Source organism: Lysobacter yangpyeongensis, from assembly GCF_042655745.1.
GTDB lineage: Bacteria > Pseudomonadota > Gammaproteobacteria > Xanthomonadales > Xanthomonadaceae > Agrilutibacter > Agrilutibacter yangpyeongensis.
Window position 1 is genome coordinate 534,333 of sequence record NZ_JBHSNM010000002.1, and the last position, 21,681, is coordinate 556,013.

Annotated in this window: 15 protein-coding genes and 2 pseudogenes; 10 read left to right on the forward strand and 7 right to left on the reverse strand. The window is 69.3% G+C overall.

Annotated elements, in window-relative coordinates:
• Window positions 1-956: 956 nt before the first annotated feature.
• The 3 genes from ACFPN1_RS09265 to ACFPN1_RS09275 all read right to left on the reverse strand — a co-directional run bounded on the left by ACFPN1_RS09265 (window position 957) and on the right by ACFPN1_RS09275 (window position 4,705).
• On the reverse strand, window positions 957-3,107 hold the full coding sequence (locus ACFPN1_RS09265) for a prolyl oligopeptidase family serine peptidase (protein ID WP_386754855.1): 2,151 nt from the start codon (window positions 3,105-3,107) through the stop codon (window positions 957-959).
• 123 nt (window positions 3,108-3,230) lie between these two features.
• On the reverse strand, window positions 3,231-3,542 hold the full coding sequence (locus tag ACFPN1_RS09270; protein WP_386754608.1) for a hypothetical protein: 312 nt from the start codon (window positions 3,540-3,542) through the stop codon (window positions 3,231-3,233).
• A gap of 194 nt (window positions 3,543-3,736) precedes the next feature.
• The gene (locus ACFPN1_RS09275) at window positions 3,737-4,705 is read right to left on the reverse strand and encodes a helix-turn-helix transcriptional regulator (protein ID WP_386754610.1); all 969 of its coding nucleotides are present in this window, start codon (window positions 4,703-4,705) and stop codon (window positions 3,737-3,739) included.
• Window positions 4,706-4,892: 187 nt separating this feature from the next.
• Here ACFPN1_RS09275 and ACFPN1_RS09280 point away from each other — a divergent pair, with 187 nt between their 5' ends.
• The 6 genes from ACFPN1_RS09280 to ACFPN1_RS09305 all read left to right on the forward strand — a co-directional run bounded on the left by ACFPN1_RS09280 (window position 4,893) and on the right by ACFPN1_RS09305 (window position 11,551).
• Window positions 4,893-5,543 carry a LolA family protein gene (locus tag ACFPN1_RS09280; protein WP_386754611.1) on the forward strand — a complete coding sequence of 217 codons (651 nt, stop codon included), beginning with the start codon at window positions 4,893-4,895 and terminating at the stop codon, window positions 5,541-5,543.
• 190 nt (window positions 5,544-5,733) lie between these two features.
• The gene (locus ACFPN1_RS09285) at window positions 5,734-8,754 is read left to right on the forward strand and encodes a molybdopterin oxidoreductase family protein (RefSeq protein WP_386754612.1); all 3,021 of its coding nucleotides are present in this window, start codon (window positions 5,734-5,736) and stop codon (window positions 8,752-8,754) included.
• The gene (locus ACFPN1_RS09290) at window positions 8,751-8,981 is read left to right on the forward strand and encodes a hypothetical protein (RefSeq protein WP_386754613.1); all 231 of its coding nucleotides are present in this window, start codon (window positions 8,751-8,753) and stop codon (window positions 8,979-8,981) included. The genes ACFPN1_RS09285 and ACFPN1_RS09290 overlap by 4 nt, the downstream gene beginning before the upstream one ends.
• Window positions 8,978-9,832, forward strand: a complete 855-nt coding sequence (locus ACFPN1_RS09295; RefSeq protein WP_386754614.1) for a 4Fe-4S dicluster domain-containing protein — start codon at window positions 8,978-8,980, stop codon at window positions 9,830-9,832. The genes ACFPN1_RS09290 and ACFPN1_RS09295 overlap by 4 nt, the downstream gene beginning before the upstream one ends.
• Window positions 9,833-9,849: 17 nt before the next feature.
• Window positions 9,850-10,803 (forward strand): dimethyl sulfoxide reductase anchor subunit family protein, encoded by a 954-nt coding sequence (locus tag ACFPN1_RS09300; RefSeq protein WP_386754615.1) that lies wholly within the window; start codon window positions 9,850-9,852, stop codon window positions 10,801-10,803.
• A 28-nt stretch (window positions 10,804-10,831) separates the two neighbouring features.
• Window positions 10,832-11,551 (forward strand): DUF481 domain-containing protein, encoded by a 720-nt coding sequence (locus ACFPN1_RS09305; protein ID WP_386754616.1) that lies wholly within the window; start codon window positions 10,832-10,834, stop codon window positions 11,549-11,551.
• A 131-nt stretch (window positions 11,552-11,682) separates the two neighbouring features.
• Here ACFPN1_RS09305 and hemC read toward each other — a convergent pair whose 3' ends face one another.
• Window positions 11,683-12,603, reverse strand: coding sequence for a hydroxymethylbilane synthase (gene hemC / locus ACFPN1_RS09310; protein ID WP_386754617.1), 921 nt, complete (start codon window positions 12,601-12,603; stop codon window positions 11,683-11,685).
• Window positions 12,604-12,891: 288 nt separating this feature from the next.
• Between hemC and ACFPN1_RS09315 the strand changes: the two genes are divergently transcribed.
• Both ACFPN1_RS09315 and ACFPN1_RS09320 read left to right on the forward strand, forming a co-directional pair.
• Window positions 12,892-13,131 (forward strand): hypothetical protein, encoded by a 240-nt coding sequence (locus ACFPN1_RS09315; RefSeq protein ID WP_386754618.1) that lies wholly within the window; start codon window positions 12,892-12,894, stop codon window positions 13,129-13,131.
• A 71-nt stretch (window positions 13,132-13,202) separates the two neighbouring features.
• On the forward strand, window positions 13,203-13,547 hold the full coding sequence (locus ACFPN1_RS09320) for a hypothetical protein (protein WP_386754619.1): 345 nt from the start codon (window positions 13,203-13,205) through the stop codon (window positions 13,545-13,547).
• Window positions 13,548-13,619: 72 nt separating this feature from the next.
• Here the strand turns inward: ACFPN1_RS09320 and ACFPN1_RS09325 are convergent, their stop codons facing one another.
• From ACFPN1_RS09325 to ACFPN1_RS09335, 3 genes are read right to left on the reverse strand one after another with little or no spacing between them, the layout of a single operon-like run.
• Window positions 13,620-14,354 (reverse strand): LytR/AlgR family response regulator transcription factor, encoded by a 735-nt coding sequence (locus tag ACFPN1_RS09325; protein WP_386754620.1) that lies wholly within the window; start codon window positions 14,352-14,354, stop codon window positions 13,620-13,622.
• On the reverse strand, window positions 14,351-15,478 hold the full coding sequence (locus tag ACFPN1_RS09330; RefSeq protein WP_386754621.1) for a sensor histidine kinase: 1,128 nt from the start codon (window positions 15,476-15,478) through the stop codon (window positions 14,351-14,353). Before ACFPN1_RS09330 ends, ACFPN1_RS09325 begins: the two co-directional genes overlap by 4 nt.
• A gap of 8 nt (window positions 15,479-15,486) precedes the next feature.
• On the reverse strand, window positions 15,487-16,194 hold the full coding sequence (locus ACFPN1_RS09335; protein WP_386754622.1) for an alpha/beta hydrolase: 708 nt from the start codon (window positions 16,192-16,194) through the stop codon (window positions 15,487-15,489).
• A 505-nt stretch (window positions 16,195-16,699) separates the two neighbouring features.
• Between ACFPN1_RS09335 and ACFPN1_RS09340 the strand changes: the two are divergent.
• Window positions 16,700-18,502: pseudogene (locus tag ACFPN1_RS09340) on the forward strand (DEAD/DEAH box helicase); the annotation flags it as partial.
• Window positions 18,503-18,889: 387 nt separating this feature from the next.
• Window positions 18,890-21,661, forward strand: a pseudogene (locus ACFPN1_RS09345) (Lhr family helicase); the annotation flags it as partial.
• Window positions 21,662-21,681 lie beyond the last annotated feature (20 nt).

A 21,681-nucleotide genomic window follows, 5' to 3' on the forward strand; every position in this document is an offset into this window, starting at 1 on the left:
ACGGCAAGGAGCGCGGATCAGCTCCTCGGTTGTTCACCAACACCGCTTCGCCGGACCCTCACCCCAACCCCTCTCCCGGAGGGAGAGGGGCTCTGAATTTCTTCGCTTCCGCACTTCCCTTCTCCCCTCCGGGAGAAGGTGGCGCGTAGCGCCGGATGGGGGTGCGGCGGAGGGGTGGGGCTGGGGCGACGGGGAAGACGGCAAGGAGCGCGGATCAGCTCCTCGATTGTTCACCAACACCGCTTCGCCGAACCCTCACCCCAACCCCTCTCCCGGAGGGAGAGGGGCTCTGAATTTCTTCGCTTCCGCACTTCCCTTCTCCCTCCGGGAGAAGGTGGCGCGTAGCGCCGGATGAGGGTGCGGCGGAGGGGTGGGGCTGGGGCGACGGGGAAGACGGCAAGGAGCGCGGATCAGCTCCTCGGTTGTTCACCAACACCGCTTCGCCGGACCCTCACCCCAACCCCTCTCCCGGAGGGAGAGGGGCTCTGAATTTCTTCGCTTCCGCACTTCCCTTCTCCCTCCGGGAGAAGGTGGCGCGTAGCGCCGGATGAGGGTGCGGCGGAGGGGTGGGGCTGGGGCGACGGGGAAGACGGCAAGGAGCGCGGATCAGCTCCTCGGTTGTTCACCAACACCGCTTCGCCGGACCCTCACCCCAACCCCTCTCCCGGAGGGAGAGGGGCTCTGAATTTCTTCGCTTCCGCACTTCCCTTCTCCCTCCGGGAGAAGGTGGCGCGTAGCGCCGGATGAGGGTGCGGCGGAGGGGGGGTTGGGGCGACGGGGAAGATGGCAAGGAGCGCTGAGCATCTCCTTGGTTGTTCACCAACACCGCTTCGCCGAACCCTCACCCTGGCCGGCCCGTCGGCATAGCCGACGGGCGTTCGTCGGAGCGCGCGCCAGTGGCGCGCAATCGCTCCTCCTCACCCCCTCTCCCGGAGGGAGAGGGGCTTTGATCTTCCCTACTTCAGCTTTTCCCACAGGAACGTATACGCCAGCGCGCTCATATGCGCCGCCTGCGCATTGTTGGCCGAGCCGCCGTGGCCGCCTTCGATGTTCTCGTAGTAGGTCACGTCCTTGCCGGCTTCCAGCATCTTCGCCGCCATCTTGCGGGCGTGGCCCGGATGCACGCGGTCGTCCTTGGTCGAGGTCATGAAGATGACCGGCGGATACCGCTTCGCCGGATCGAACAGGTGGTACGGCGAGAACGTCCTGATGAACTCCCAGTCCGTCGTATCCGGATCGCCGTACTCGGCCATCCACGACGCACCGGCGAGCAGGTGGCTGTAACGCTTCATGTCGAGCAGCGGTACCTGCACGACGACGGCGCCGAACAGGTCCGGGTACTGCGTCAGCATGTTGCCGGTGAGCAGGCCGCCGTTGCTGCCGCCCTGCACGCCCAGGTGCTTGGCCGAGGTCACCTTCTTCGCGATCAGGTCCTGCGCGACCGCGGCAAAGTCCTCGTACGCCTTGTGGCGATTGGCCTTGAGCGCGGCCTGGTGCCAGCGCGGGCCGTATTCGCCGCCGCCGCGGATGTTGGCGACCGCGTACACGCCACCCTTCTCCAGCCAGCCCTTGCCGACGCTTCCGGAATAGCCCGGCGTCAGCGAGATCTCGAAGCCGCCGTAACCGTACAGCAGGGTCGGCGCGCTGCCGTCCAGCTTCAGGCCCTTCGGCTTGACGAGGAAGTACGGAACCCGGGTGCCGTCCTTGCTGGTGGCGAAGTGCTGCTCGACGACGTTGCGGCTGCCGTCGAAGAACACCGGGTTGGTCTTGAGCACTTCCGGCTGCTGGCCAATGTCCGCGATCGCCAGCGTGGTCGGCGTGAGGTAATCCGTCGCGGTCATCCACACCGCGTCGCCTTCTTCGGCATCGACCGGCGCGACGCTGACGGTGCCGATGGTCGGCGCGCCGACGAAGGGCTCGCGCTTCCACTCGCCGGCCGCCGGCGTCAGCACGCTGATGCGGTTCTTGACGTCTTCCAGCACGTTGAGGACGAGGTGGTTGTGCGTCCACGCGTAGCCCGAGAGCGAGGTGCGTTCGGTCGGCGCGAACAGCACGGTGAAGTCGCGCTTGCCCGCCATGAAGTCGTCGAACTTCGTCGCGATCAGGCTGCCTGACGGATACGTCCTGCCGCCGGCCTCATACGGATCGCGCAGCTCCAGCAGCAGCCACTCCTTGTGCACCGACTTGTTGGCGGAATTGGGCGCGTCGATCTTCGCGAGCGTGCCATCGCTACCGCGCAGGTAGAGCTCGTCGTTGTAGAAGGCCAGCGTGCGGCTGACGAAGTCGCGCTCGAAGCCGCGCGTGTCGTCGTGGAAGGCCGCGATGTACATGTCGTCGGCCTGGCCGGCGTACACCTGCGTCGCCGCGGCGAGCGACGTGCCGCGCTTCCATTCCTTGACGATGCGCGGATAGCCCGACGGCGTCATCGAGTCCTTGCCGAAGTCCGTATAGACGTAGACGCGGTCGCGATCGATCCAGCCCAGCCCGCCCTTGGCCTCGGGACGATAAAAGCCGTCCTTCACCCAGCTCTTGCTGCTCAGGTCGAATTCGCGGGTGACGTCGGCGTCGGAACCGCCGCGCGACAGCGAAATCAGGCAGCGCTCGTAGGCACCGCCGGGCTGCGCAGGCTTCAGGCACTGCGCGCCGTGCCACACCCACTTCTCGTTCTCGGCGGCGTTGAGCGCGTCGAGGTCGAGCACGGTTTCCCACTGCGGTTCGGGCTTGCGGTATTCGTCCAGCGTGGTGCGGCGCCACAGCCCGCGCTGGTGCTGCGCGTCCTTCCAGAAGTTGTAGTAGTACGTGCCGATCTTCTCGACGCCCGGGATCTTGGCGTTGGAATCGAGGATCTCGCGGATGTCGCCTTCCAGCTGCCGGAACTGCGGCGTTGTCGTGAGCGCGGCCTCGGTCTTCGCGTTCTGCGCGCGGACCCAGTCGAGCGAACGGCTCCCTTCGACGTCTTCGAGCCAGGCGAAGGGATCGGCGGGGTCTTTCATCTTCGGAGCGTCCTCGGCGTGGGCGGCACCCAGGGTCGCGGCCAGGCCGGCGGAGAGGAGCACGGTGAGCGCCGCGCTTTTCGCGGCCTTGCGGGCCGTCGGCAGTTGGGACATGGGCATGCAGCGATGGTGGAAAGGCCCGCACGCTAGCACAGGGGTCCGGCCCGGCCGCCGTGTCCGAGGTCATGGGGGCTTTGCCCGATCGGGGCGCTGGCGTGAAGGCCGGCGCCGGCCCGCTCAGGCCGCGCGGGCCAGCGCCCGCCGCGCCAGCGTGCGTACGCGTCGACGCGCCTGCGGACCGCTGCGGCGCCGACGCGTCGCCGGCGCTTCCGTCGCGTGCCGACCGGGCAACGGGAAACCGTGCAGCGCCCACAGCGCCATCGCCGGCATCGCCAGCAGCCACAGCGGCAGCCAGCCGACGGTGTCGCTGAAACCGCGCGCGCCCGGCAACAGCAACACCAGGGTGGCGCCGATGGCCAGCGCGTAACGCAGCGCGGTGGCGATGCGCGATTGGAATTCGTCGTGGATGGCGGTGTCGGACTGGCGCATGACGCGGGCTCCCTGTGGATGGAGCCAGCCTCGTGCCGGGGCATCTCAGGGGCTGCGACAGTCGCCGAACGTTGCCTTCATGTAGCCCGGGTAAGGCCGCAGGCCGCACCCGGGCCTGATCACGCGGCATCGCGAGAAGCCCCCCGGTGCGCTGTGCTTACCCGGGGCTACGGATCACGCGGAATGTGATCAGCTCAGCGTTCGTAATTGCTCAGCGCCAGCGCCAGCAGCGAGCGCGCCTGTTCGCGCAGCGACGCCGGCTCGACGACTTCGGCATCGCTGCCGTAATGCATCACGTCCATCAGCAGTTCGCGGCCGGCGCTGTAGGGCAGCTTGAGTTCGTAGCGGCCGTCGGGCAGGTAGCGGCCCTGCTGTTGCGAATGCCAGTGCTCGTCGGCGACCCAGCGCGCGGCCTTGGCGCTGAACACGATCGTCGCCCAGCCCTTGGGCGTGCCGGAGAAGATGCCGTAGCTGGAGGCGAGGTGACGATCGAGCTCCTCGTCCGGCACGTCGCGCGCGGTGTCTTCCAGCACCTTGGCGGCGCCGATGCGATCGACCGAGAAGCTGCGCAGCGCGTCGCGGTCGTGGTCCCACGCGTCGAGGTACCAGTTGTCGCGGTAATGCGTGAGGCGCTGCGGCGACACCGTGCGGCGGGTCTTCTCGTCGGTGGAACGCGCGCGGTATTCGAACACGAGCTGCTTCCGGTCCAGCACGGCGGTGGCGACCATGCGGAACGCGGTCTCGTCGAGGCGGCGGGTGCGATGCGGCACCACGCGCACGCGTTCGACCGGCAGGCGCCGTCCGCCGGCGTGTTCGTCGAGCAGTTTTTCGATGCGCTGCTGCAGCGGCGCCAGCGCATTGGACAGCACGCCACCGCCGCTGCGCATCAGCAACTGCTGCGCGGCGAGCAGCGCGTGCAGTTCTTCCGAACTCAGCCACAGGCCCGGCAGTTCGAAACGCTGCGCTTCCTTGTGGTCGTACTGGAAGCCGGCTTCGCCGTTGCCGACCACCGGCGCCATCAGGTAATCGCGCAGATAGGCGAGGTCGCGGTAGACGGTGGCGCGCGAGCACTCCAGGTCTTCCTGCAGGCGTTGCACCGTGACCGGATAGCGCGAGGCGCTGAGGATGCGATGCAGGGCGTGGATGCGTTCGATGCGTTCCATGATCGGAGTGCCGGCAGGCGAGCGAGGGGAAGGACCGCGGGACGCGCGCATCCCGGGGCGTGCCAGTATGGCAAAACATGGGCGGCTCCCGGTTGCAGCCGCCTGGCCGGAGCACCTGCGCCTTTGGCGTTGTCCATGGCAGCGTGTCCCGCGCTTTCCGTGCGCACCTATTGTTCCAGGAGCCGACATGACCGTTTCGCGCCCGCTGTTGCTAGCCGCCGCCCTGGCCGCGGGCCTCGCCGCCTGCAAACGCGATGCGCCGCCGGCGCCGGAATCGGCGGCATCGGCCGCCACGGCAAGCGCCGCGACGATCGCCCCGGTGGCGAATCCGCTCGGCGCGAAAGACGAAGTCGGCCGCGCGATGGACCGCTTCCTCGGTGTGAAGAGCTACCACGCCACCATGGAGACCGCGAGCGATCGCGGCGCGATGACCATCGAGATGGATTTCGTTGCCCCCGACCGCTATCGCATGAAGACGCCGATGGGCACGCAGCACGTGATCGGCGACACCATGTACATGACGGCCAACGGCCACACCATGAAAGTCCCGCTGCCCAAGGGCCAGATCACCGGCTACCGGGATCCCGCACGGTTCGCGGAGAACAAGGCGAACATGACCGTCGAGGCGCTCGGCAGCGACAGCGTCGAAGGCCAGTCCGCGAAGAAGTACCTGCTGCGCACGACCGCGCCCACGCCGGGCGAATCGACGCTGTGGGTCGGCGACGACGGTTATCCGCTGAAGATCGAAGTGGTCGGCGATGCCGGCGGCACGCACGCGCGCACCACGATCCGTTATTCGCGCTTCGACGACCCGGCGATCCGCATCGAGGCGCCCTAGGAAGGGTTCAAGTCGACTCCACGCGGCACGTGCCCACGTGCGCAAATGTAGGGCGGGTCTCGATCCGCCGCTCGACCGGCCGCCCGACGCACGGTGAATTCCCGGAACACGGGCATCGCAAAACGCTTGCCTGGCGTGATTGGGACTCGACCAAAAGCCGGCGGGTTGAAACCCGCCCTACAATGCGCGGATGCGCGCGCCTGCCGAACCCCTGATCGACTACTCGCCGTCTCCCGGCGACGAGGTCAAGACCACCACCTGCTACATGTGCGCCTGCCGCTGCGGCATCAAGGTGTGGCTGGCCGACGGCAAGGTGCGTTACATCCAGGGCAATCCCGCGCATCCGGTCAACAAGGGCGTGCTCTGCGCGAAGGGCTCGGCCGGGATCATGCAGCACTATTCGCCGGCGCGGCTCGGCAAGCCGCTGCTGCGCGTAGGCGAGCGTGGCAAGGCCGAGTTCCGCGAGATCGAATGGGCCGAGGCGCTGGACATCGCGACGTCCTGGCTCGCGCCGATCCGCGAACGCAATCCCGACGAGCTCGCCTTCTTCACCGGACGCGACCAGTCGCAGGCGCTGACCGGCTGGTGGGCGCAGCAGTTCGGCACGATCAACTACGCCGCGCACGGCGGCTTCTGCTCGGTGAACATGGCCGCGGGCGGGCTGTACACGCTGGGCGGCTCGTTCTGGGAATTCGGCGAGCCCGACTGGGAGCACGCGAAGTACCTGATGCTGTGGGGCGTGGCCGAGGACCACGACTCCAATCCGATCAAGCTCGGCCTGGGCAAGCTCAAGGCGCACGGCGCCAAGATCGTCGCGGTGAATCCCGTGCGCACCGGTTACGGCGCAATCGCCGACGAATGGATCGGGATCCGGCCGGGTACCGACGGGTTGTTCGCCTTCGCGCTGATCCATGAGCTGCTGAAGGCGGGCCGCATCGATCTGGATTACCTGGTGCGCTACACCAATGCGCACTGGCTGGTGGTGCAGAACCCGCATGGCGGGGACGATGGGTTGTTTGCGCGCGATGCCGAGGGGCATCCGCTGTGTTGGGATCGCGGCGCGTCTGCACGAAGCGACGCGTCCGCCGCTCCCCTTTCGCGTAGCGAAGGGGGAGGCTGGGAGGGGGTCGCTCTTGATCCTGCTGAGGGCAACCGCAAAACCAACAGCAAAGGCACCCCTCCCCAACCCTCCCCTTCGCTGCGCGAAAGGGAGGGCGCAGAAGCGCGCGCTGACGCAATTGGCGTCTCTCCCGCCGTGGTCGGCGAATACGTTCTGCCCGACGGCCGCCGCGCCGTGCCGGTGTTCCACCTAATCGTCGAGCGCTATCTCGACCCGCAGTATTCGCCCGACGCGGTCAGCGAACGCTGCGGCATCCCCGCCGACACCATCCGTCGCATCGCGCGCGAACTGGCCGAAGCGGCGTTCGACCACGAGATCCGTCTGCCGGTGCAGTGGACCGACGCGCACGGCCGCGCGCACGAGGAGATGATCGGCCGCCCCGTCGCCATGCATGCGATGCGCGGCATCAGCGCGCACAGCAACGGCTTCCATACCTGCCGCGCGCTGCACCTGCTGCAGCTGCTGCTGGGCGCGGTGGACACGCCGGGTTCGTTCCGCTACCAGCCGCCGTTCCCCAAGCCGATCGCACCGCCGAACCGCCCGGGCAAGGCCCGTCAGGCCAATGGCGTGCTCGATGCGGCGCCGCTCGGCTTCGTGCATGCGCCGGAGGATCTGGTCGTCGATGCGGACGGCAACCCGCGCCGCATCGATCACGCGTATTCGTGGGCGTACCCGCTCGCGGCGCACGGGATGATGCACGGCGTGATCCGCAACGCCTGGGCGGGCGATCCGTACCGGATCGACACGCTGATGATGTTCATGGCGAACATGAGCTGGAACTCGTCGATGAACACGCGCGAGACCATCGCGATGCTCACCGACAAGGACGAGGCCGGCGATTACAAGATCCCGCGCATCATCTACGCCGATGCGTACGCGTCGGAGATGGTCGCCTATGCCGACCTGGTGTTGCCCGATACGACCTATCTCGAACGCTTCGATGCGATCTCGCTGCTCGACCGGCCGATCTCGGATGCGGATGCGGCGATCGATGCGATCCGGCATCCGGTGCTCGATGCCGCCACGCAAAGTGAAGGCCGCGACGTGCGCGGCTTCCAGAGCGTGCTGATCGAACTGGGCGCACGGCTCGGTCTGCCGGGCCTGTGCAACGAGGACGGCTCGCCGAAGTACCGCGACTACGCCGACTACATCCAGCGCCACGAACGCGCGCCGGGCGTGGGCCTGCTCGCCGGCTGGCGCGGCGAGGACGGCTCGCTCGAAGCCAAGGGCGCGCCGAATCCGGATCAGCTGCAGCGCTACATCGACAACGGCGGCTTCTGGCGCAGCGAGATTCCCGAGGAGGCGCGCTATTACAAGATGGCCAACCGCGGCTATCTGCAGTGGGCGCAGAAGATGGGCTTCCTCGCCGGCACCGCGCCGATCACCTTGCAGCTGTATTCGGAGACGCTGCAGAAGTTCCGCCTCGCCGCGCTCGGCTTCGGCGCGCAGCAGCCGCCGGCGCAGCATCGCGAGCGCGTGGCGACGTATTTCGATCCCTTGCCGATGTGGTACGAACCGTTCGAAGGCGAACAGATCGAGGACGTCGACAACCGCTTCCCGCTGAGCGCCATCACCCAGCGCCCGATGTTCATGTACCACGCCTGGGGCTCGCAGAACGCGTGGCTGCGGCAGATCGCCACGCGCAACTACCTCTACCTGCATCCGGCGACCGGCGCGAAGTACGGCATTGCCGACGAGGACTGGATCGACGTGACTTCGCATCACGGCACGATCACGGTGCAGGCGAAATTCGCCGGCAACGTGCAGCCCGACACGGTGTGGACGTGGAATGCGATCGGCAAGCGCCGTGGCGCGTGGCGCCTGGGCAAGGACGCGCCGGAAGGCGAGAAGGGCTTCCTGCTCAATCACCTGATCAGCGACATCACCCCGCGCGGCGATTACTTCAACGCCGATCCGGTCACCGGGCAGGCGGCGTGGTTCGACCTGCGCGTGCGCATCGCCCGGGCCGACGATCCGATGCAACAGAGCGAGCCGCAGTTCGCGCCGCTGGCGCTCGGTGAAGCCGACAACCGGCCGCTGCGCTACGGCGCTGGCTTCCGCGCGCAGCGCAAGAAGGAACAACAGGCATGAACGCACGCAGGTTCGCCGGCTACCTGTGCGTGGGGCTCGGCTTCGCCCTGATCCTGCTGCTGGGTTACGGCGTGATCGATCCGATCGGCGGCCTGCCCAAGGGCGCCGCGTCGATGCGCGACGTGCTGATCGGCCTGATGCCCAGTGTGCTGCTGGCGCTGGGCGCCTTCGTCATCGGTCTGTGGCTGCTGAAAGGCGGCTCGAACAAGGGAGGCGCGAAGAAGTGACTACGCTGCCGCCTCCGTCGACGAAGAAGCTGGGCCTGGTGATCGACCTCGACACCTGCGTGGGCTGCCACGCCTGCGCGGTCGGTTGCAAGGAATGGAACGCCGGCGGTTTCGCCGCGCCGCTCACCGACGAGCAGCCGTACGGCAAGGATCCCAGTGGCGTGTGGTTCAACCGCGTGCACAGCTACGAGATCGCGGCCACCGACTTCACCACGCCTGCGCACGATCCGGGCGAGCAGGCGCTGAACTTCGCGCAGAGCACCTCGGCCTCCGCCTGCAGCTCGAACGCGCCGCTCGCGCAGCAGCTCGCCGCGCAGCCGGCGATGACCCTGCATTTCCCGCGCTCGTGCCTGCACTGCGAAACGCCGGCGTGCGTGACCGTGTGCCCGACCGGCGCCAGCTACAAGCGCGCGGAGGACGGCATCGTCCTGGTCGACGAGGACAAGTGCATCGGCTGCAAGCTGTGCTCGTGGGCGTGTCCGTACGGCGCGCGCGAGTACTCGCACGTCGAAGGCGTGATGAAGAAATGCACGCTGTGCATCGACCGCATCTACAACGAAAAGCTGCCCGAGGCCGAACGCGAGCCCGCCTGCGTGCAGGTGTGCCCGACCCGCGCGCGCCACTTCGGCGATCTGGGCGATCCCGAGTCGAAGGTGTCGAAGCTGGTCGCCGAACGCGGCGGTGTCGCGTTGATGCCGGAGTTGGGTTACCAGCCGGTCAACCGTTACCTGCCGCCGCGACCACGGCGCGCCGGCGAGACCGACAAGCCCGTCGAACCCGCCACCGAATCGCTCGACACCGCAGCGCTGCCGCCAGTGCTGCGCTGGCTCGATCGTGTGTTGTCGCGCTGAGTGGACGATCACATCGCATGAACCCCGCCTTCTCCGTCATCTTCTTCACCACGCTCTCCGGCGCCGGCTATGGCCTGCTGCTGTGGAGCGCCGTCGCAGCGCTGGCGGGTTGGGGCCGCTCCTGGTCGCCGCTCGCCGGCGTCATGCTCGGCCTCGCACTGGCGACGGTCGGGCTGCTCAGTTCGCTCGCACACCTGGGAAAGCCGGCGCGGGCCTGGCGCGCGTTCTGGCAGTGGCGCACCTCGTGGCTGTCGCGCGAGGGCGTGATGGCGGTGCTCACCTGCGTGCCCGCGCTGGCGCTGGCTGTCGTACTGCTCGGCGCGGCGATCGCCGCGCATCCGGTGACGCCCGCGCCGCATGTCGTCGCGACACGCACCGTCGCCGCGCTCGCGCTGATCGCGTGCACGCTGGCGACCGTGTATTGCACCGCGATGATCTACGCCTCACTCAAGCCCATTCCCGCCTGGCGCCATCGCGCGGTGGTGCCGGTCTACCTGCTGTTCGCGCTGCTCACCGGCGGCCTGCTGTGCGCGACCCTGCTCGCCTGGGACGGCGGCATCGGCAACGGTGCGGCGATGGCGGGCATCGCGGGCGCGATCGTGCTGGCGATCGTGAAGCACCGCTACTGGCGCGACATCGACACGACGCCGCTGCCGATGCGCCGCGCCGATGCGGTGGGCCTGCCCGGGCGGAGCGTCGACGTGTTCGAGCGTCCGCACACCGAAACGAATTACCTCACCCGCGAGATGGGCTTCGTGCTCGCGCGCCGGCACGCGCGCCGGCTGCGGCAGATCGCCGTCATGCTGTTCGCGGTGCTGCCCGCGCTGCTGCTGGTGCCGGTGTGGCTGTTCGTGCACGTCGATGCGGCGCCGTGGCTGGCCGCTGCAGCCTTGAGTGCGCTGGCCGGCGCCGGCGTCGAACGCTGGCTGTTCTTCGCCCAGGCCCGGCACCTGGTCACGCTTTACTACTGAGAGCCACATCGGCACAGCGGACGCGCCGGTGCGGCTTGGCATAATCCGCCGGCCGTATTCCAGCGCCGCCACCGCCTTCGCGATGCCCGCCTCCTGGTTCGCCGCCGCCCTGCTCGCTCCCGCCCTCACGCTGCCCGTGCAGGACACCGCGGCCGTGCCCGCGCTGCAGGCGAGCCAGCTGCCGGCCGAGGTATTCCGGATCGACCCGATCTGGTTCCGCCCCGGCTGCCTGCAGCTGCGTTGCGGCGACGAGGAATGGGAACGCGAACTCCGGCCGTTGCCGGTGGCCGCGCGGCCCTCGCCGCGCCTGCCGGGCATGCGCGGGATCCGCGGGCTGAGCGCACCGGCGCGTCCGCGCGATTCGCATTCGTCGTATTCCAACGGCGCACGCATCGGCACGCGTTACGGCATGCAGCTGGTGCGCGACGGCGCTACGCGCGTGGGCGTCGAAGTGGGCGCGGGCTACCGCCTTGCACCGGCCTACGACGACGGCGTCGCGGTGCCAGGGCCGGTGCTGCGCGGCGGCATCAGTCTGGGCCACCGTTTCGGCGGCCGCGCGCTGTGGAGCCAGCGCGTGCAGTTCGAGACCGGCGAGGGCGAACGCTTCGTCAAGCAGATGTTCGGACTGGACGTGACCCTGCCCCGCGACTGGCTGATCGAAAGCGACTACGTCATCCGCTACGACTCGCTCGGCGCCAGTGGCACCGATACCGCCGAAGCGTGGCTGGGCCTGCGGCGCTACTTCTGAGCGCGACGCATCCAGCGTAGGAGCGCCCATGGGCGCGACCCGCAGGGCGAGGCACCGCATCACCGATGTGCGGCATCGCCCTCGCAGCCTTGGGCCGTTCCTGCAAATGCCTCCCCCGCGGATGGCCCGCCCTACGGGTGCGCGGCGATCAGCTCGCTTGCGCCTTGCGCGAGCAGCATCTGCGCGACTTGCAGGCCGAGCCCCTCCGGTGCGTCGCCGCGTCCTTCGCCCTGCGCGCGCACGGCGCGGCCGTCGTGGGCGGAGCCCACCAGTCCGTGCAGATGCAGGTGTTCGCCCGCAAGCCAGGCGAAGGCGGCGACCGGCACGTGGCAACTGCCGTGCAACGCGCGGTTCATCGCGCGCTCGGCTTCCACGCAGGTGCGTGTGGGGGCATGGTCGAGCGCGGCACACAGGGTGCGGATCGTCTCGTCGCTGTCGCGACACTCGATCGCGATCGCGCCCTGCGCCGGCGCCGATAGCCATTGCGGCGCGTCCATGCGTGCGCGGATGCGTGCATCGAAACCGAGGCGCTGCAGGCCTGCGCAGGCGAGCACGATCGCGTCGTAGTCGCCGGCATCGAGCTTGGCCAGGCGCGTGTTGACGTTGCCGCGCAGGTCGCGCAGCTGCAGGTCGGGACGCAGCGCGCGCAGTTGCGCCTGCCGGCGCAGCGAGGAAGTGCCGACGACCGCGCCCTGCGGCAGCGCGGCGAGGCTGTCGTGATGGTTGCTGACGAATGCGTCGGCATGGTCGGCGCGCTGCAGGATCGCCGGCAGGGCGAAGCCGGGCTCCAGTTCCATCGGCACGTCCTTGAGCGAATGCACCGCGCAGTCGGCTTCGCCGCGCAGCATCGCCAGCTCCAGTTCCTTGAGGAACAGGCCCTTGCCGCCGATTGCGGCCAGCGAGCGATCGAGCACTTCGTCGCCGCGCGTGCTCATCGGCACCAGCACCACCTCCAGGCCCGGATGCGCCGCACGCAACGCGGCGGCGACGTGTTCGCTCTGCCACAGGGCGAGCGGGCTCTTGCGGGTGGCGATGCGGAGCAGCGGTTTCATGCGGCCATTATCGCCGGTTTGGGCGGCCGATCGCTTGCGAGCCGCGGAGCACGGGTCTGCATGGATGGGAACTCGCGGGCGAGCCCCATCTTCGCGGCGGCGGCGAACCCGGCGGCCGGTCCGCAGCGGGTATTGCGGTTGGCGCGCGCTAGCGAGGGCTTCCGGCGACTCGCGCTGAACTTCCGCCGCTGCTTCAGCGAGTCGAGGGTGGCAGTTCCGGCCCCGGTTGCGGTTGCGGTTGCGGTTGCGGTTGCGGTTGCGGTTGCAGCGATACGGCAGTGGTGGGGGTTGCAGTTGCAGTTGCAGTTGCAGTTGCAGTTGCAGTTGCAGTTGCGGTTGCAGTTGCGGTTGCAGTTGCGGTTGCAGTTGCGGTTGCAGTTGCGGTTGCGGCTGCGCCTGCGGTTGCGGTTGCGGTTGCGGTTGCGGTTGCGGTTGCGGTTGCAGTTGCGGTTGCAGTTGCAGTTGCGGTTGCGGCTGCGCCTGCGGTTGCGGTTGCGGTTGCGGTTGCGGTTGCGGTTGCAGCTTTAGTTGCTGCTGTTGCTGTTGCTGTTGCTGTTGCTGTTGCTGTTGCTGTTGCTGTTGCTGTGTTGCAGTCGAACTTGCTGTTGCTGTTGACCCTGAAGGGGCCCCGTGGCGCAGCGGCGGTCGGGACGGATCAGGCCCGAAGGGTGCGCGGCAGGACGCCGCGCATTTTTCGACAGGACAGGGATGTCCTGTCGAAAAACCCCGGCCCGACCGCGGACCCGGTGCGCGGCGCGCACCGGGCGCGAGCATTCGGGGTGCCCTTTCTTTTGGTTACCTTTTCTTTGGGCAAGCAAAGAAAAGTAACTCGCGCCGCAGGCGCGAAAGCCTTTGTTGTTGCTTCGAAGCTTCAAAGCTTCAAAGCTTCAAAGATTCAGAGCTTCAAGAGCAAAGTCACTGGATTCCCGCTTTCGCGGGAATGACGAGCAAAGGCGAGAGCAAGAGCGAAGAGCAAGGGCGAAGAGCAAGGGCGGAGAGCAAAACCCGCAGAAACGTCAGAGGTGCTTCAACGTTTCCCGCAACCCCGCCACGCACCGCCGGCTGACCTCCAGCGGCTGCTTGCCATGGCGCAGGATCGCCTGCACATGGCCGTCGGGGCTGCGCTTGAGCTCGACGATCTCGTGCCGCGCCACCAGGCAGTTGCGGTGGATGCGCACGAAGCGCTCGCCGAATTCCTCCTCCAGCGACTTCAGCGATTCCTCGATCAGGTCCTCGCCGCGCGCGTGGTGGACGATGACGTACTTCTCTTCCGCGTGCAGGTAATGCACGTCCTCCAGCGGAATCAGGCGCAGGCTGCCGCGCAGGCGCGCGCACAGGTGCGTGCGGCGTTGCGTCGGCGCGGTGGGCGAGGTCGTGCCCTGGCCGCGTCCGGCGGCAAAGGTGCGCACGCGGTCGATCGCGGCGGCGAGGCGTTCGGGACGCACCGGCTTGACCAGGTAGTCGATCGCTTCCGCTTCGAACGCCGACAACGCATGCGCGTCGTAGGCGGTGCAGAACACCACCGCGGGCCGTGGCTCGAAGGCGGCCAGGTGGCGCGCGGCTTCCAGGCCGTCGATGCCCGGCATGGCGATGTCGAGCAGCACCAGGTCGGGATGGTGGGTGGCACAGGCATGCAGCGCTTCGTGGCCATCGGCGGCGTCGGCGACGACCTCCACGCCCTTGATCTCGGCCAGCAGGTCGCGCAGTCGTTCGCGTGCCAGGGGCTCGTCGTCGGCGATGACTACCTTCATGCGGTCCTCTTGCTTGCCGTGCCGGTGCCCTCCGGCGATCCGGCGCCTGCAGTGGCGACCGGCAGCCTCAGGTCGACCTGATAGTAGCCCTCGTGCCACGCCGCGGTCATCCGGGCCCCCGGGCCGTAGGCATAGCGCAGGCGCTGGGCGATGCTGAACTGTGCGTGGCGATTGCCCGTCCGCGGCGCATCGTTGCCGGCATCCAGCGTCGGCAGGATATCGCCTTCGCGCGGCGGCGGCGCCGGATTGCGGATGCAGATGGCCAGTTCGTCGCCAACCTGCGCCAGCTCGACTTCCACCTCGCCCCCGCCCGGCAGGCGCGAGATGCCATGCAGCACCGCGTTCTCGAGCAGGGGTTGCAGCACCAGGCGCGGCATCGGCATGCGCCACGGCAGGGGTTCGGCCTTGCGCCAGGCCACGCGCAGGCGGTTGCGCAGGCGCAGCTGCTCGATCGCGAAGTAGCGCTCGCACAGCTCGATTTCCTCGCGCAGCGTGGAATCGGATTCGCCCGCGCCCAGTGCGGCGCGGAACAGATCCGACAGGTCCAGCACCGCGCGTTCGGCCACCACCGGATCGCTGCGCACCAGGCCGGCGATGGTGTTCATGCTGTTGAAGAGGAAGTGCGGCTTGATGCGCGCCTGCAGCGCATCGGCTTCGGCGCGCGCGCTGGCGCGCACCTGCGCGGCCCAGCCGTCGTTGACGTAGAGGTAGCGCAGCACGACCGCGACGATCAGCGTGGTGGTCGCGGCCGAGCCCCACAGGAAGCGCGGCATCGACACGTTGTTCGGCACCAGGCCGTAACCGAGGCTGTCGTCGATCACGTAGGCCATCGAGGCGCCCAGCGCCGCGACGGCGCCGCTGCCGAACAAGGCGACCGCGGCGCCGACCGGCTGCGACAGCTTCGACAGCCACTGCCGCGACACGCACAACAGCACCGAGGCGGTAAGCGCGAGCCACAGCGAGAACGCGCTGCCGGTGACGAAGCGGTCGATGTCCCAGTGCGCGCCACCCGGCGCCAGGGCGAGCACGACGACGACGAGTTCGGCCATGCCCAGCATCACCGCCAGCCGCGGCAGCCGGCACAGGTCCGGCAGCCAGGGTTCGCTCGGCGCGCGCTCGGCCATGGCTGCGGTCAGCCGCCGTCGCCCGCGGCTTCGAAACGGCGCTGCATCCAGTCGCCGAGGTCGCGGATCTCCTCCGCGCAGACCTGGTGCGCCATCGGATACGCGTGCCAGTCGATCGCGAAGCCCAGTTCGCGCAGCCGCTGCGCGGCGAAGTCGCCGCCGGCATAGGGCACCACCGGGTCGAACTGCCCGTGCGCCATGAACAGCGGCTGCGACGGCGCTGCAGTCGTGACATCGCGCACCAACCGCTCCGCCATCGGCAGGTAGGTGGACAGCCCGATGATCCCGGCCAGTGGCTGCGTGCGACGCAGCGCGGTGGCCAGCGTGATCGCGCCACCCTGCGAGAAGCCGGCCAGCAGCAGGCGCGAGGCCGGGATACCGCGCGCGGCTTCGCGCGCGATCAGGGCTTCGGTCTGTGCGACCGACTCCTCCAGGCCGGCCTCGTCGGCGCGGTTGGCGAGGTTCCGGTCGCGGATGTCGTACCAGGCGCGCATGCGCACGCCATTGTTGATCGTCACCGCGCGCACCGGCGCATGCGGGAAGACGAAGCGCAGCGCGGGCCAGCCCTTGCGCACGAGCTCGGGCACGATCGGCGCGAAGTCGTGGCCGTCGGCGCCCAGGCCGTGCAGCCACAGCACGCTCCATTGCGGCGCGGGGCCGGTTTCGTGTTCGACGGTGTCGAGGAGGGAGGTCGCGGAGTCGTTCATGTGGGGCATTGTGGGGGGCGCTGCGAGGAGGTGCCAGCGGGCGGCCACGAAACCGCGACGGCCCTTCGCTGCCGGCGAAGCGGCAGGCGCGCCGTTGCACTCGCCTTTGCTTCCGGGGGCCCCGTGGCGCAGCGGCGGGCGGGACGGATCAGACCCCGCAGGGGCGCGCGACAGGACGTCGCGCGCTTTTCGAAGCGACATGGATGTCGCTTCGAAAGTCCCGACCCGTCCGCGGACCCGGAGCGAAGCGGAGGGCGCGAGCATTCGGGGGGCCCTTCTCTTTGGTTACTTTCTCTTGGGCAAGCAAGAGAAAGTGACCCGCGCCCTTGGGCGCGGAAGCTGTTGCTGTTGTGGACGCTACGCCGAGCAGCTCCCGGCCCGCGCCGTCTCACGACATGAGACACCACCCCCGCATCCTCGCCGCATGCAGGGCCAGATCCGCCTGAACTTCACCTTTGAGGGCAGCGCCGGCACCATTCAGGCCCGTCCCGCGCCCGGGCGGGATAATGCCGGTGTGTCGTCCCCCGCCTCCCCGCTCGCTGGTTTCCACCCCGCCGTCGCGGCGTGGTTCGAGCGCACCTTCCCCGGCCCCACCGAAGCCCAGGCGCAGGCGTGGCCGGCGATCCGCTCCGGCCGCCACACCCTGGTCGCCGCGCCGACCGGCTCGGGCAAGACGCTCACCGCCTTCCTCTCCGCGATCGACGCGCTGGTACGCGAGGGCCTCGACCAGGGGCTCTCCGACGAAACCCACGTCGTCTACGTCTCGCCGCTGAAGGCGCTGTCCAACGACATCCACCTCAACCTCGAAGCGCCGCTGCAAGGCATCCGCGAGGAGCTCGCGCGCCAGGGTCTGCCCGACGTCGAGATCCGCACCGCGGTGCGCACCGGCGACACGCCGCAGGGCGAGCGCGCGCAGTTGCGCAGGAAGCCGCCGCACATCCTCGTCACCACACCCGAGTCGCTGTACGTGCTGCTGGGTTCGGATTCCGGCCGCGCGATGCTGGCGACCGCGCGCACGGTGATCGTCGACGAAATCCACGCCGTCGCCGCGAGCAAGCGCGGCAGCCACCTCGCGCTGTCGCTGGAGCGGCTGGAAGCGCTGTGCGGGCGCCGCATCACCCGCGTGGGCCTGTCCGCGACGCAGAAGCCGATCGACGAAGTGGCGCGCTTCCTCGTCGGCGGCGCCTACGTCGATGCGGACAACACGCCCGACTGCGAAATCATCGACATCGGCTATGCGAAACAGCGCGACCTCGCGCTGGAAGTGCCGCCCACGCCGCTGCAGGCGGTGATGTCGAACGACCAGTGGGAGCAGGTGTACACGCGCCTGGCCGAGCTGGTCGAACAGCATTCGACCACCCTCGTCTTCGTCAACACCCGGCGCATGGCCGAACGCGCCGCACGCCACCTCGGCGAGCGCCTGGGCAAGGAGCACGTCGCCGCGCACCACGGCAGCCTCGCCAAGGAACTGCGCCTGGACGCCGAGCAGCGGCTGAAGAACGGCCAGCTCAAGGTGCTGGTCGCGACCGCGTCGCTGGAGCTGGGCATCGACATCGGTGACGTCGACCTGGTCTGCCAGCTCGGCTCGCCGCGCGCGATCGCCGCCTTCCTGCAGCGCGTCGGCCGTTCCGGCCACCACGTCGGCGGCGTGCCCAAGGGCCGCCTGTTCCCGTCCTCGCGCGACGACCTCGCCGAATGCGCGGCGCTGCTCGACTGCGTGCGCCGCGGGGAACTCGACGCGGTGATCATCCCGCCGGCGCCGCTGGACGTGCTGTCGCAGCAGATCGTCGCCGAATGCGCCGCGCGCGAATGGGAGGAGGACGCGCTGTTCGACTGGTTCCGCCGCGCCTGGCCGTACGCGAAGCTCGAACGCAAGGACTTCGACGCCGTGGTGAAGATGCTCGCCGACGGCTTCACCACGCGCCGCGGCACCCGCGCCGGCTACCTGCACCGCGACGCCGTGCACAGGCGCCTGCGCGGCCGCGCCGGCGGACGCATGACCGCGGTGATGTCAGGCGGCACCATCCCCGACACCGCCGACTACAGCGTCATCCTCGAGCCGCAGTCGCAGAACATCGGCACGATCAACGAAGACTTCGCCATCGAGAGCATCGCCGGCGACATCTTCCAGTTGGGCAACGCCAGCTACCGCATCCTGCGCGTCGAGGCCGGCCGCGTGCGCGTGGAAGACGCGCAGGGCATGCCGCCGAGCATCCCGTTCTGGCTGGGCGAGGCGCCGGGGCGGACGGATGAACTTTCGCGGGGGGTTTCGCGGTTGCGCGGGGAAGTGGCGGCACTGTTGAGTCCTTCTCCCGACGGGAGAGGGGGTGAGGAGGAGCGCTTGCGCGCCACTGGCGCGCGCTCCGACGAACGCCCGCCGGCCATGCCGACGGGCCGGCCGGGGGTGAGGGTCGGGCGAAGCGACGATGCCGGAACCTCGCGCGAAGACATCAGCGAGCGCGGCTCGAAAACCGCAAACGGCACGCACGACACCTCCGTCGGACCCTCATCCGGCGCTGCGCGCCACCTTCTCCCGGAGGGAGAAGGGAACAACGTCGCGCACCTCGAAGCTGAAGGGAACAGCAGCGAGCACCTCGAAGCAGAAGGGAACGGCAGCGAGCATTCCGGGATTGAAGAAAACACCAGCGAAGCGGCTTCGATCGCCCAGCTCGCCGACGTGATCAACGACGGCGCCGTCACCGCGCAGGCCGCGCGCTGGCTCGTCGACGAAGTCGGCCTCACTCCCGCTGCGGCGATCCAGCTCGCCGACTACCTCGGCCGCCAGCAGGCGTCCACCGGTGTGATGCCCACCCAACGCACAATCGTGCTGGAACGCTTCTTCGACGAATCCGGCGGCACCCAGCTGATCATCCACTCGCCCTACGGCAGCCGCCTCAACCGCGCCTGGGGCCTGGCGCTGCGCAAGCGCTTCTGCCGCAAGTTCAACTTCGAGCTGCAGGCCGCGGCCACCGAGGACGCGATCGTGCTGTCGCTGTCGACGAGCCACAGCTTCCCGCTGATCGAGGTGTCGAAATACCTGCATTCGTCGTCCGCGGAAGACATCCTGGTCCAGGCGTTGCTGGATGCCCCGCTGTTCGGCGTGCGCTGGCGCTGGAACGCGACCACCGCGCTGGCGTTGCCGCGCTTCGTCGGCGGCAAGAAGGTGCCGCCGCAGCTGCAGCGGATGAAGTCGGAGGACCTGCTCGCGACCGTGTTCCCCGACCAGGTGGCGTGCCTGGAGAACATCGTCGGCGAGCGCGAGGTGCCCGACCATCCGCTGGTCGCGCAGACGCTCGACGACTGCCTGCACGAGGCGATGGACACCGAGGGCTGGCTGCAGCTGCTGCGCCGGATGGAAAGCGGCGAAGTCGAAGTCGTCGCACGCGACCTCACCGCACCCTCGCCCTTCGCCGCCGAAGCGCTCAACGCGCGCCCGTACGCCTTCCTCGACGACGCGCCGCTGGAGGAACGTCGCACCCAGGCGGTGATGGCGCGCCGCTACGCCGACGCCGACAGCGCCGACGACCTCGGCCGCCTCGACCCGGGCGCGATCGAGGAAGTGCGCGCGCAGGCCTGGCCGCAGGTACGCAACGCCGACGAGATGCACGACGCGTTGATGGGCCTGGGCTGCGTCACCCACGACGAGGCCGGGGCGAATGCGTGGACGCCGTGGCTGCAGCGGCTGGCAAAGGACCATCGCGCCACGCGGCTGCAGGTGGGCGAAGGCCTGTGGTTCCCCGCCGAACGCCTGCCGCAGGCCGACGCCCTCCACCCCGGCGCCAGGCGCGAACCCGCGATCGAAGCCCCGGCCGAATTCGCGCAACAAGCGTGGACCCGCGAGGACGCGCTGGTCGAACTGCTGCGCTCGCGCCTGACCGGCCTCGGGCCGACGCCGGCGGCCACGCTCGCGGCATCGCTGGCGCTGCCGCAATCGGATATCGACTTCGCCCTGGTGAAGCTGGAGACCGAGGGCTACGCGATGCGCGGGCGCTTCTCGCCGCACGCGATCGAGGAAGAGTGGTGCGAACGCCACCTGCTCGCGCGCATCCACCGCTACACCATCGGCAAGCTGCGGCGCGAGATCGAGCCGGTGGATCCGCGCGACTTCATGCGCTTCCTGTTCGAATGGCAGCGCGTGGCGAAACCGGCGCGCGTGAGCGGACCGGAAGCATTGGCGGGCGTGCTCGCGCAGCTGGAAGGTTTCGAAGCGCCCGCGGTGGCGTGGGAAGCCGAGCTGCTGCCGGCGCGCGTCAACGACTATTCGATCTCCTGGCTCGACGACCTGTGCACCGCGGGCCGCATCGCGTGGACGCGCCTGCGCGGCGCGACATCGGACAGCGCGAGCGGTAACGGCCGCACCGCACCCGTGCGCGCCACGCCGATCGTGCTGCTGCCGCGCCGCCACCTGCCGCTGTGGACGCCGCTCACCGCCGACGCGCTCGACGACGGCCCCGCGCTGTCCTCGCGCGCGCAGCGCGTCGCCGATTACCTCAGGGACCACGGCGCTTCGTTCTTCGACGAACTCGTTGGCGGCGCGCACCTGCTGCATGCCGAACTGGAGGACGCACTGGCCGAACTGGTCGCGCGCGGCCGCGTCACCTGCGACAGCTTCGCCGGGCTGCGCGCCTTGCTGGTGCCGCAGTCGAAGCGGCCGACGGGTTTCGGCCGTCGCGGACGTCGCACCGCGCTGATGGGGATCGAGGATGCAGGGCGGTGGACGCTGACGCGACGTGTCGCGCGTGCCCAGCCCGGCGCCGCGTCGCCTCCGGATCGTCATCTCCGCGCAGGCGGGGATCCGGCGACTTTCGCTTTTTCTCCGGCGGCGGCGAAAACAACGGCGAGAGCAAACGCGAAGGCAAAGACACCGGATGCCCGCCTGCGCGGGGATGACGAGCGAAAGCCCGATACGGAGACGGCCGACACCCTCGACCACATCGCCCGCACCCTGCTGCGCCGCTACGGCGTCGTCTGCTGGCGCGTGCTCGAACGCGAGGCGCCGTGGCTGCCGCCGTGGCGCGACCTGCTGCGCGTGTACCACCGCCTCGAGGCCCGCGGCGAGATCCGCGGTGGCCGCTTCATCGCCGGCCTGTCGGGCGAACAGTTCGCCCTGCCCGAGGCGATCGCCGCGCTGCGCCAGATGCGCAAGCGCGCGCCGGATGGCGAATGGCTGGCGCTGTCGGCGCTGGATCCGCTCAACCTGGTCGGCACCGTCGTCGCCGGGACGAAGGTGCCGCGCCAGCTCGGCGCGCGCGTGCTGTGGCGCGATGGCGTGCCCGTCGCCACGCTCGTGGCCGGTGATGTCGTCTGGCTGATGGAACTTCCCGCGGCAGAGCAGCGCACCGCACACCGCGTCCTGATGCGCGAGCCGGAGCCCTATGCCGCCGGCGGGCTCGACCTGCCCGCGGACATCCGCGCGTGGATCGACGAGCGCGTCGATGCGATCGCGGCGGATCCGCGGCAGGAACCGGGCGACTGAGGGTTCGCGGAGTCGAGGCG

Coding starts and splice junctions, on each gene's coding strand:
- ACFPN1_RS09335 (WP_386754622.1), bottom strand. CDS start 16,194: ATGCCCCACATGAACGACTCCGCGACCTCCCTCCTCGACACCGTCGAA.
- ACFPN1_RS09280 (WP_386754611.1), top strand. CDS start 4,893: ATGACCGTTTCGCGCCCGCTGTTGCTAGCCGCCGCCCTGGCCGCGGGC.
- ACFPN1_RS09290 (WP_386754613.1), top strand. CDS start 8,751: ATGAACGCACGCAGGTTCGCCGGCTACCTGTGCGTGGGGCTCGGCTTC.
- ACFPN1_RS09270 (WP_386754608.1), bottom strand. CDS start 3,542: ATGCGCCAGTCCGACACCGCCATCCACGACGAATTCCAATCGCGCATC.
- ACFPN1_RS09300 (WP_386754615.1), top strand. CDS start 9,850: ATGAACCCCGCCTTCTCCGTCATCTTCTTCACCACGCTCTCCGGCGCC.
- ACFPN1_RS09285 (WP_386754612.1), top strand. CDS start 5,734: ATGCGCGCGCCTGCCGAACCCCTGATCGACTACTCGCCGTCTCCCGGC.
- hemC (WP_386754617.1), bottom strand. CDS start 12,603: ATGAAACCGCTGCTCCGCATCGCCACCCGCAAGAGCCCGCTCGCCCTG.
- ACFPN1_RS09330 (WP_386754621.1), bottom strand. CDS start 15,478: ATGGCCGAGCGCGCGCCGAGCGAACCCTGGCTGCCGGACCTGTGCCGG.
- ACFPN1_RS09275 (WP_386754610.1), bottom strand. CDS start 4,705: ATGGAACGCATCGAACGCATCCACGCCCTGCATCGCATCCTCAGCGCC.
- ACFPN1_RS09325 (WP_386754620.1), bottom strand. CDS start 14,354: ATGAAGGTAGTCATCGCCGACGACGAGCCCCTGGCACGCGAACGACTG.
- ACFPN1_RS09265 (WP_386754855.1), bottom strand. CDS start 3,107: ATGTCCCAACTGCCGACGGCCCGCAAGGCCGCGAAAAGCGCGGCGCTC.